Below are 9,933 nucleotides of genomic sequence, written 5' to 3' on the forward strand. Positions count from 1 at the left end.
ATCGCGTTAGATAACGCCACGATGAGATAGTGTAGCGTGGCCCGTCCGGTCACCATGTCATATTGCAATCATCCTTGCTGATCGAAGGCGGCAACGTTACCGGGGTGACCATTATTTTGAAAATGAGCGTGATATCCCTTGCTGTGATGGGTGCAATGCAATCCCAGCGCGCCTTCAGCACGCAGCGTGTGCTGGGCGTTAGTGACAGGCGCCAGAATCAGACGTTGAGCACATCACGGGGGCAACGACCAAACTTACGACGATAGGCGGTAGAGAAATTGCTGGGGTGCTGATAGCCAAGTTTCACCGTCCATCCTTCCGATTCCAGCCCTTTTCGCGCACGCATCAGTCGCTGCTCGCTTAATTGTTTTAGCGATGAGAGATGTTGTACTGATGACATGTAACCCTTCCTCCAGTCCCTCGATGTTGCACCCTTACCGCGTTTTTTGCTGGAAGACCAGATAAGGCGCAATACTGTCCAACTTTTCCTGTGTTTCTGTGAATTCACGTATGGGTGATGACTGCGCAATCACCCCGGCCCCGGCCTGTAACCAACGCTGATGGCTATCCTGAAACGCAGAACGCAACACCAGTGCCGCTTCGAAATGCGTTTTACCCTCTAACCAAAGTATGGCACCGGAGTAGAGTTCGCGCGGGGACGACTCCAGCCGGGCGATTGCCGACAGTGCGGCACGCTTCGGCACGCCCGTCGCCGTTATCGCGGGAAACAGGGCATCAAAAGCATCCCACGCGTCCTTCCCGAAGCCCAATTCACCGCTGACGCGCGAGCCGAGGTGCTGCACGTTGCCGCGCTGACGTACCGACATTAAATCATTGATAACGACACTCTCCGGCTGGCACAGCACTTTCATTTCCTCTACCGCCGCTCTGACAGACATCACATGCTCAACAATCTCTTTGTCGTCGCTTAAAGAATGGTTCAGCAAGGCATTTGACCGGGCAGCGTCCTGATGCTGTAGACAGGTGCCCGCCAACGTGTCGGTACTCACTTTGTCCTGCTCGACGGACATCAACAGTTCAGGACAAAAACCGACGGCTTCCCGCTCTCCCTGGCGCAATAAAAAGGTGCGCACTGGCGTATTGGCCTGGCGTCCACGCAGCAGCGTTGCTGCCATATCCACCGATTGTTTAAGCGGCATGACCCGTGCCAGAATCACCTTGCTGTAGTAGGCATCGTTAATTTCTTCAATCGCCTGGCATACACGCTGGCAGTAATCGCCCCGATCGCAGGCGAGTTCAGCAACCTGCGCCAGTTGGACATCCCGCCCCCGACGTTTCGCCACGGCAACGGCGCTCAATACCCAATCAGACAACTGCCGACAACGCAGTGCGTCCTCAGCCAACACGGTGACGCCATTATCTGAAAAAATCAGTTCTTCACGCGGTACAACCAGGTTCAACACAGGCCAACGCCCTGGTTTGTAAGCGTGCTCCTGTACGCAAAGCGCATAGTGAAACCCCGCTTCGCCATAGATGCGCAGATTTTCACCGCCATGTGCCGCTTGAAAGCGACGGGCATGCTCCGCCGGCGATCCCTTGACGCGTGTGGTACTGATGCCGTTATCGGTAATAGTGGTCGCCTGCTCGCCTGCGGCATCGACGGTCAACGAGGCTCGTTGCCCTAACGCAAGATACCAACAGGATTGTCGCTCATAGACATAGTGGTCTTCCCCTTTCAACTGGTTGAGCAGTTCCGCGATGATTGGCAGTAATTGCGCCTCAGGCAACATCAGATGCCGTCTACTGTGATATCCCATCATGGTTGTCCTTTACCTGTTCCCTTACACGTTCGAGGATGCGCGCCGTTAGCGCCTGTTTATTGATTTTTCCCATTGGAGTAAGCGGCAATGCTTTCACCACGCTCAGCGCGTCGGGCCATCGGGATACAGGCACGCCCTGGTGTTCCAAAAAAGCACACAAATCCGCCAACAGCAGTGACCGTTTGGCAACCACCACTGCATGTACCGTTTCATCCAAGCCGGCCACAACGGCCACGTCACGCACATCAGGATGCAGGCGCAACGCCTCTTCGATGTCCCCCGGCCCCACGGATTCGCCGTGGCGGTTGATGGTTTCCTTGATACGCCCTTCGACGCACAGATTGCCATCCGGTAACCGTCGAACCCGATCGCCACTACGGTAAAAACCCTCAGGAGTGAACGGCTGCTCGTCTGAGGGATCGGTACAGAAATACCCTCGAATCGTATAGGGTCCGCGCACCCATAGTTCACCCGCATTATCAGGGGAAACAGCAATCCCAGCCGGGTCCACAATACGAATATCGTCATCCTCACACAGCGGTCTTCCCTGCGTGTTAAGGATGGTGTGTGGCGTATCGTCCAGCCTGGTCGCGGTGATCAGCCCTTCTGCCATGCCAAACACTTGTTGCAATTGGCATCCGAAACGATTCAGCATTGCACCAGCCCGAATAGCATCAAGTTTGGCGCCGCCCACCTGAATCAGACGCAGCGATCGCAAATCAGGGCGTTCACTGTCCAGCGCTTCAAGCCAACATTGGCTTAGCGACGGCACCAATGCCGTGAGTGTGACACCAAAACGGGCAATCGCTGCGAAAGCATCTTCCGGTGCTGGCGTGGCAGGAACCACCACACAACCGCCGCGCGACCACACCCCTAACGCCCCGGGACACGCCAGCGAAAAATTGTGCGCCATCGGCAAGACTGCCAAATAGCGATCCCGCTCGCTCAGCGCGCACAGTTCGGCGCAGCGCTGAAAGTTATAGCCATAATCAGCATGGGTGCGCGGGATCAATTTCGGTATACCGGTTGTTCCACCTGACAGTAACAGCAGCGCAATGTTGCCCGCTGCATCCCCTGGCGGTGGAGCAGCAATCATCGTATCCTGGCAAAAACAAAAGCGATCCGCTTTGCCACTGAAGAGCGTACGGCACCCGCATTCCGCCAGTTGCGTGGTCAACGCCTCGTTTTCGCTATGGCAGAGACGTGCGCTACCCAGATAGCGTCGAGCACGTGCTTGCACCGCCACCTGAAGCACCGTTTTGGTACACAGTGTCGGCACCACCATGACCGGCACAGCGCCAATCAGCAATAAAGCAAACAGGGCAACGGCGAAATCAGCGCCGTTTGGCAACTGCACCAACACCGTGTCGCCGGGAGAGACGCCATGTTGACTGAGCATGGTGGCAAAACGCCGCCCCTGACCAATCAGCTTCCAATAAGGCCACGCGTGCCCTTCGGCGATCAAGGCAATGTGTTCACTGTAGGTCTGTTGCCAACGGATAATGTGGGTGGAGAGCGTATCCGCTTGCCAGTAGCCCGCATCCTGATAACGCTGGGCGACATCTGGCGGCCAGGCAAGCGATGGCGGCAAGCACCGAGCATCGGTAGCGTGCAAACGGGTATCGGTCAGATAAGCATCCTGCGAATCGTTATTATGCATAAAGCACCCCAGCCTGAGCGGTGAGACGTTCTGAGCGCAACCCCGCTTCCCGCGCAAGTTCCGCCAGACTAAATGTATGCCAGACGCTCTGATTACGGATCACCTGCGCCGGGCATGGCCCGCCGCGCACCGTCCAGCAGGACGTCAGCAACATAGTATCGTCTGGCCCCGGTTCGCCTTGCAATGATGCGGTGTAATGCCGTTTACCTACCGTTTCACAAGCGAGCGGAAATGCGGGCAGTACGACAGGTTTATCCAGCGGCAGTAGTTCAACAAAAATCGGTGCGCCAGCCGACAGGCGCGGTAACAGTAGCTGCCATAGCTGCTGGCGCTTTTCCCGGCATAAATGCCCCAATACGCCATAGGCCACCACGGCGCCCAATTTATCCGGCAGGTGCAGTTGTTCCACGGGTTCAGCGACCACGGTGACGCGCTGACGCAGATGCGGGTCGTTGATAACCCGGTGCATCAACACAGCGCGCATAGCCGGTGCCGGTTCCACCGCCAAAATGTCACACTGTGGCACGCTATCAGCAATGGCCGCTACCGTGCGCCCAGTTCCTGCCCCGAGATCCAGGATCGGTTCACCGTTTAACGCGGTGGCTGCAAGGCGCTCCCGCAACACGACATCGCCTTCTGAATGTGCTCTGGCCACCAGGTCATAATATTCCGCTACGGGTGAGTAGAAATCGTCCATTGTTTATCCTTTTGTGCAGGGAGTGAGCGAGGAGAAGAAGGCCTGCTGTACGGTGTCAACCACCGCATCGCGTTGCTGATTGATGAAAAAATGGTCACCGGGGAAAATATGCACCTGACACGATGCCGAGGTGTAATCGGCCCAGGCGCAGGCTTGGTCGACGGGAAGGCAGGGATCGTCCCTTCCTGCGAGTACATCAATCGGACAGCCAATCACTGGCGTGTTATGAGGCCGATAGTTTTCAATCAAGCGATAATCACTGCGGATAATAGGCACCAGCAGGGCCGCCAATTCTGGCGATTCCACCAACGCATTGTTGCGCGAACTCAAACGACGCAGCTCAGCCAAAATTTCGCTGTCACTGCTGCGATGAATGGCACTGTCGCGCGGGTGATAACGGGGCGGCTGCCGACCTGAGATAAAAAGATGTCGTGGCGGCATGCCCTGCGCTTCCAGTTGAACCGCCAGTTCATGGGCAATCGCACCGCCCATGCTGTGCCCCAGCAACGCGTAGGGCCGGGTCGCGATATCGCGTTGCAACTCGCTCACCAACGTGGTCAGCAAGCATGACATGTCATCGATAGTCGCTTCGGTAAAACGATCTTCTCGCCCTGCATATTGCACGGCAGCCACGGCGATCTGCGTATCAAACAGTGGTGCCCAAGCGCGAAATGCGCTGGCTCCGCCCCCGGCATAGGGCAGACAAATCAACAGCGGCTGCGACGCCGAGGGCGGAGAAAAAAAACGCAAGAAATGGCGGGTCATTCGGCCTCCTGTTGGCACGGTTGCTGGCACAGCGCCACCTCAGGTGGCGTGCCGGGTTCAATCAGTGCGGGGGGACCGAGCAGGGTTGAAATCTGATGCCAACTGCGCGTGACGCTCAATGCCCAGGCGGATTGGTGCTGAGCCAGCACGGGGTTTCCGATACTGGCGATAAAGGCATCCAACGCCCGATGGATGGCCTGTGGCCATTGGGTATCGAACACCGCGCGAAGGTAAAAGCGGCCAAACGCGGTGCCGCACACGACGGCTTTGAACTTGCTGGTCATCGTTTTCCCTCTTCGAGGCGATCATCAGGCAGGTATTGACGAATCTGTGTACCCGGATGCAGACGGACAACGTCGTTAAAGGTTTGTGTTGCCATCAGGACGTCATCGGCGAAATGCACGCCGGGGGAAATGTCACCGCGTAATAATGCATTCACCGTGCTCACCGTCACGGCGGCGGTCAACGCCGCGCTGCTGTCGGTGGAGATCACCGCGCGGCGGCGCGGTGCGTGATGAGGGATAAGATCGAACACCAGTCGGTAATACGGCGAGTGTCCCTGCAGATCGAGTTCACTGGCCTGTTCAACCTGTGCCACCGCCTGCGTCAGGCGTTCAGCACTGTTGACCCAACCGCGCAAACCGGTCAGCGTCTCACGCAAGAAGCTGCCGCTAAACACGTTATACCAACGCAACTCCCGTAATTGATGGCGTAATGCCAAGCGCTCAGCATCGCTACTGAGAAACGGGAGCAGCGTTACTTCACCGGGGAAATGCGCCAAATCATGGCGCATTTCCGTCGGTAACCGGCGTAAATGCGGCTCCCCCTTAACCCAGAAGGCGCTCGCTTCGCCATACCAGTAGCTACTGGCCGCCACCCTGCCGTACTGATCGTTGACCGACAGCACCAGATCGCCCGCTGCCACACCGCGTACGCTTTCACGCCCGCCGCTGTAAACGGTAATGGCATCATCGGGCAGAACGCCCAGCCAGTCAGGCATCAAATTGGCCAACCCTGGCAACATGCCAGCCGAGAGTACTGCGGTCCAGCCCCGTGCCCGGGTCGGTGTTTGTTGCAGCAAATGCCATACCGGTGCATCACCAGATACATCGATATAATGTGTACCAGACCGTGCGGCACTGCGCGCAACCCGATCGAGCACCAAATAGGACGGCCCGGCACAGTTCACCATCAGTGCACATCCCTGACTAAAAGCATCCAGTTCATCTTGCTGATAGAGATCGACCACCTGAGATTGCGCGTTGACCCGCTGTGCCAGCGCTTGCAGTGCCTCAGGCTGTCTGGCTCCGAGGCGTAATGTGTATCCTGCCGCGCCTAGCCAGTGGGTAACTTCTCGTCCGATACTGCCTGTTGCCCCTAGAATCGCGATGCAAAGCCGCTTCACAGCGCCTCCTTCAGGCGTGTATGCCGTGCGATACAGTCAGCCAGAGACGCGGCGTGTTGCTGCGTCATGCAACTAAAATTCTCCGTGTCGAGCACCTCGTTCCAGATGGCGGCAATATCCTGTTCCAGCGCGTCACACAGCGCATCGCCTTGTACTTTCATAAGGATCCCTCCTTCATTCGAGCGCGGTCGGCTAAATGCCTTTCAATGCAAGCACACAGGCCAGATAGAGTTGCGTCAGAGAAAAACTCTTTTATGGTCAGATTGATAGCAAATCGTTCACACACCTGAGCCACCAGTTTTGTCCCCAGCAACGAGTTACCGCCCGCACGGAAGAAGGAGTCAGTGCCCGCTGGCAGTGGCCCTTCCACGAGTTGTTGCCATAACGCAGCAACAATATCCTGCAACTCGCTGATTTTATTGTGGAGTAGTAATGCTGCGTGCGGCGAAGACATCGCCAACTGATGCCTATCGATACGACCTAAAAACTCCAGCACGCCATCCGGACGGTATCGTCCGCGATCGCCGGTACGGTACCAGCGCCACGGGTAATCACCGTTAAAGTGCAGCGCCGTCAAGCGCGCATCCGCACAATAGCCGCGCGCCACCCCTAACCCGCCAATCCACAGTTCACCAGGTACCCAGTCAGGCGTGTCATTACCCAATGCGTCCACTACGCGTACACGCTGATTTCTCAGTGGGAAACCGTAGGGAACGGTGTAGCACCCTTCCGGTAGCGGTGACGACATCGGCCAGATCGTGGACCAGATAGCGGCCTCTGTAGCCCCACCCAGCGCAAACATCTGTGCTGACGGCGCAATCGTGCGCAACCGTTCGCCGCTGTCGGGCTTCACCCAATCCCCAGACAACAGTGCTATACGCAGATCGGGCAGCGTCACCTGCCGCGCACACGCCAGGGTGTGCAACATATCGAACAGCGAAGGCACACTGTTCCATACGCTGACGCCGTGGGTAGACATCAGCGTTAACCATCGGTCCGCATCATGATGGGGTGCGTCCTCCGCCAACACCACTAATCCCCCCACGCTCAGCGCGGCGAACAGATCAAACACTGACAGGTCGAAATCCAGCGCGGAAACGGCCAAAAAGACATCCTGTGCCGAGATATCAAGTTGCTGACACACCGCTTCCAGCGTATTGAGCACATTACGGTGTTCAATCATCACGCCTTTAGGTTCCCCGGTGGAGCCGGAGGTAAAGAGTACGTAGGCGAGCGTGTCATCCGGTGGAATGATCGGTGCCGTTAACGGTGCGTTGTCGCGCAACGAAGCCAGTGAATAGGCCGGTGAGGCGAACGAAAGGTTGTTGTCGCAAATGACGGCTTTCACACGCCCCTTGCGACACAGCATCGCGTGACGCGCAGCAGAATGTGCCTGATTGAGGGGCAAATAGGCCGCTCCGACAGCAAGGATGCCAAGTAACGCCACCATGCGATCGCGACCTGATGGCAGGCACAATGCCACACAATCCCCTGCGTGGATGCCTCGATGAAGCAGTCCGGCGGCAACCGTCAGCGCCTGTTCACGCAGCGCGCCGTAGCTCAGGTAGCCGTTCACGCTATCCCACAGCGCCGGGCGCTCAGGCCACTGCTGCGCCTGATTGAAAAAGGCGTCATGCAACGCCCGATGGTTTGGCATCGGGCCCCCGGAGGTGTTGGCCTGAAGTCGCATCTGGCGCTGCACAACCGGTAAATCACGAATGGGCGGCGCGAGCCAGTCATTGCCTGCCAACGCGCGCAGCGTATGGCAGTACCAGGCAAACATCTGCTCGACCATGGCGGGCAAAAACAGCTCTTCCAGATAATCCCAACTGAGCAACACGCCATCGGCTAAATCAATGACTTGATGATCGAGCCATACTTGCGGCGTTTGTGAACGGGTGTAGGTCGGCCAGGGCACTGCTTTAGCCAGCGCATCGGTCACCCCCAGCATGCTGGTGAACACCACTGGTGCGGCCTGCATGTCATTGTCTGCCCGTTGTGCTAGCGCGCGCTGTACCGAAATGGCGGACACGGAGGCGTGCCCGAGATCCTGCCACACTTGTTCCTGCAACCGCTGGGCATGCCTTAGCCAGCTCTCTGCGTTTTCGGCGTGATACTCCGCCAGCGTCAGCGAGGTAAAATCCCCCACCACGCGGTTGATGTCGGGATGAAGAGGTTGGCGATCGAACTGCGTCAAGGTGATCACCAGTGCTTTTTGTCCACTCCATCGACTCAGCGTTTCCGCAAAGCACGTCAAGAGCAGCACCGAGGGGGTAATTTGCGCCTGACGCGCGCGATCGCTGAGTTGTCGCCACAGTGCGGGTTCGAGCCGCGCTTCCAGTCGATGAAAGCGCGGCGTAATGATGGCAGCAGGCGGCATGCGTGTCGGTAATGCGGGCGCAGGCGGCAGCGCATCAAAGCGCCGTTGCCAATAGTCGATATCCTCTTGCGCTTGCCCCTGCTGCGTGCGCCAGCACTGATAATCCCGGAATTGTATCGTCAGCGCAGGCAGTTCGATCTCCGGATTGTGGTAGCACTCTAACCATTCACTAAACAGCGTCAACATGCTTAAACCATCGACAATCAAATGATCGAACAGCACGGCAAGTCGCGATTTTCCTGCGCCATAGTCAATCAGCGTAATGTCATAGAGCCTGCCACTACCGGTAGCCAGAACCTGGTGTGCCATTCGATTTCTAAGCAGTGCCAACTGTGCTGATGCATCGGTCAAATGGCGTAAGTCATGGTAGCGGAAGTAAAAATAGGGAACCTCTTCCATGATGTGCTGTTGACCATCCTCGCCGATAACGCAGCGCAGCATATCGTGCCGGGTGACCAACTGGTTCCAGGCGTGCTCAAGACGCATCAGATCGGCATGGTCCAGTTCGTATTCGTGGTAACACTGGGCGGCGATCCCGCCCAGCACAAACCCGTCACGTCGACCAAGCCAATAGGCCTGCTGAACGTCGTTCAGGGGAAACGGCTGATAACGCTGCGTGGCATCATGGCGCAAGCGGATCTGTTGTGCTGGCATCACTTCCAACTGAGAAGGGGTATCAAGTACCACTGCGACCGCTGCATCAACCTCAAGCAGACGCGCTAACGCGCCTTCAATTTCAGCCAGTTCAATGCGGTATCCCCTTACGTTGACTTGCCCATTAGCGCGCCCACAGAAAACCAGCACACCGTCGTCGCGGTAATAGGCCCGGTCACCGGTGCGATACCAAGTGATCCCCTGTCGTACAACAAACTTTTGTGCACTGCGTTGCGCATCACCAATGTAACCGTCAGCAAGCCCTACGCCACTGACCCACAATTCGCCTTTCACCTCATTCGGGCAATCGCGCTCCTGCCCATCCACCACTCGACAGCGCATATTTGCCAGCGGTTCACCATACGGCGCCGCGGGCCACCAGGGTTCATCCGGGGTGACGATGTAGCAGGTGGTGTGGATTGCCGCCTCAGTCATGCCGCCCAGGGCCGCAAAGCGTGCTTGAGGTGCCAACGCCCATAACTGATGCGGCAAGGGGTACAAGATGCGATCGCCCCCCACCATCACCAGCCGCAGCGACTGCGGCAACCCACGGTCATGGGCCGCAATGGTCAACATTTCCACTTGCGCAGG

General features: G+C 57.4%; 9 protein-coding genes. All 9 read right to left on the bottom strand.

Features of this window, described 5'->3' with window-relative positions; translation table 11 throughout:
* Nucleotides 1-217: 217 nt before the first annotated feature.
* Nucleotides 218-400 carry a helix-turn-helix domain-containing protein gene (locus J5224_RS09700; RefSeq protein WP_264625181.1) on the bottom strand — a complete coding sequence of 61 codons (183 nt, stop codon included), beginning with the start codon at nucleotides 398-400 and terminating at the stop codon, nucleotides 218-220.
* A gap of 34 nt (nucleotides 401-434) precedes the next feature.
* Nucleotides 435-1,778 (bottom strand): salicylate synthase, encoded by a 1,344-nt coding sequence (locus J5224_RS09705; protein WP_264625191.1) that lies wholly within the window; start codon nucleotides 1,776-1,778, stop codon nucleotides 435-437.
* The gene (locus J5224_RS09710) at nucleotides 1,762-3,441 is read right to left on the bottom strand and encodes a (2,3-dihydroxybenzoyl)adenylate synthase (protein ID WP_264625182.1); all 1,680 of its coding nucleotides are present in this window, start codon (nucleotides 3,439-3,441) and stop codon (nucleotides 1,762-1,764) included. The genes J5224_RS09705 and J5224_RS09710 overlap by 17 nt, the downstream gene beginning before the upstream one ends.
* The gene (locus J5224_RS09715; protein WP_264625183.1) at nucleotides 3,434-4,138 is read right to left on the bottom strand and encodes a class I SAM-dependent methyltransferase; all 705 of its coding nucleotides are present in this window, start codon (nucleotides 4,136-4,138) and stop codon (nucleotides 3,434-3,436) included. Before J5224_RS09715 ends, J5224_RS09710 begins: the two co-directional genes overlap by 8 nt.
* 3 nt (nucleotides 4,139-4,141) lie before the next feature.
* Nucleotides 4,142-4,903, bottom strand: coding sequence for a thioesterase II family protein (locus tag J5224_RS09720; RefSeq protein WP_264625184.1), 762 nt, complete (start codon nucleotides 4,901-4,903; stop codon nucleotides 4,142-4,144).
* A complete protein-coding gene (locus J5224_RS09725) occupies nucleotides 4,900-5,187 on the bottom strand; it encodes a hypothetical protein (protein WP_264625185.1) in 288 nt (95 codons plus the stop codon). Before J5224_RS09725 ends, J5224_RS09720 begins: the two co-directional genes overlap by 4 nt.
* Nucleotides 5,184-6,308: a saccharopine dehydrogenase NADP-binding domain-containing protein gene (locus J5224_RS09730; protein ID WP_264625186.1), complete on the bottom strand. Its 1,125-nt coding sequence runs from the start codon at nucleotides 6,306-6,308 to the stop codon at nucleotides 5,184-5,186. Before J5224_RS09730 ends, J5224_RS09725 begins: the two co-directional genes overlap by 4 nt.
* Nucleotides 6,305-6,469, bottom strand: coding sequence for a hypothetical protein (locus J5224_RS09735; RefSeq protein ID WP_264625187.1), 165 nt, complete (start codon nucleotides 6,467-6,469; stop codon nucleotides 6,305-6,307). The genes J5224_RS09730 and J5224_RS09735 overlap by 4 nt, the downstream gene beginning before the upstream one ends.
* Nucleotides 6,466-9,933 (bottom strand): AMP-binding protein (locus J5224_RS09740; protein WP_264625188.1); only part of this gene is annotated, 3,468 nt, incomplete at its 5' end. The genes J5224_RS09740 and J5224_RS09735, both read right to left, overlap by 4 nt.

This window comes from Candidatus Symbiopectobacterium sp. NZEC135 (genome assembly GCF_025962695.1).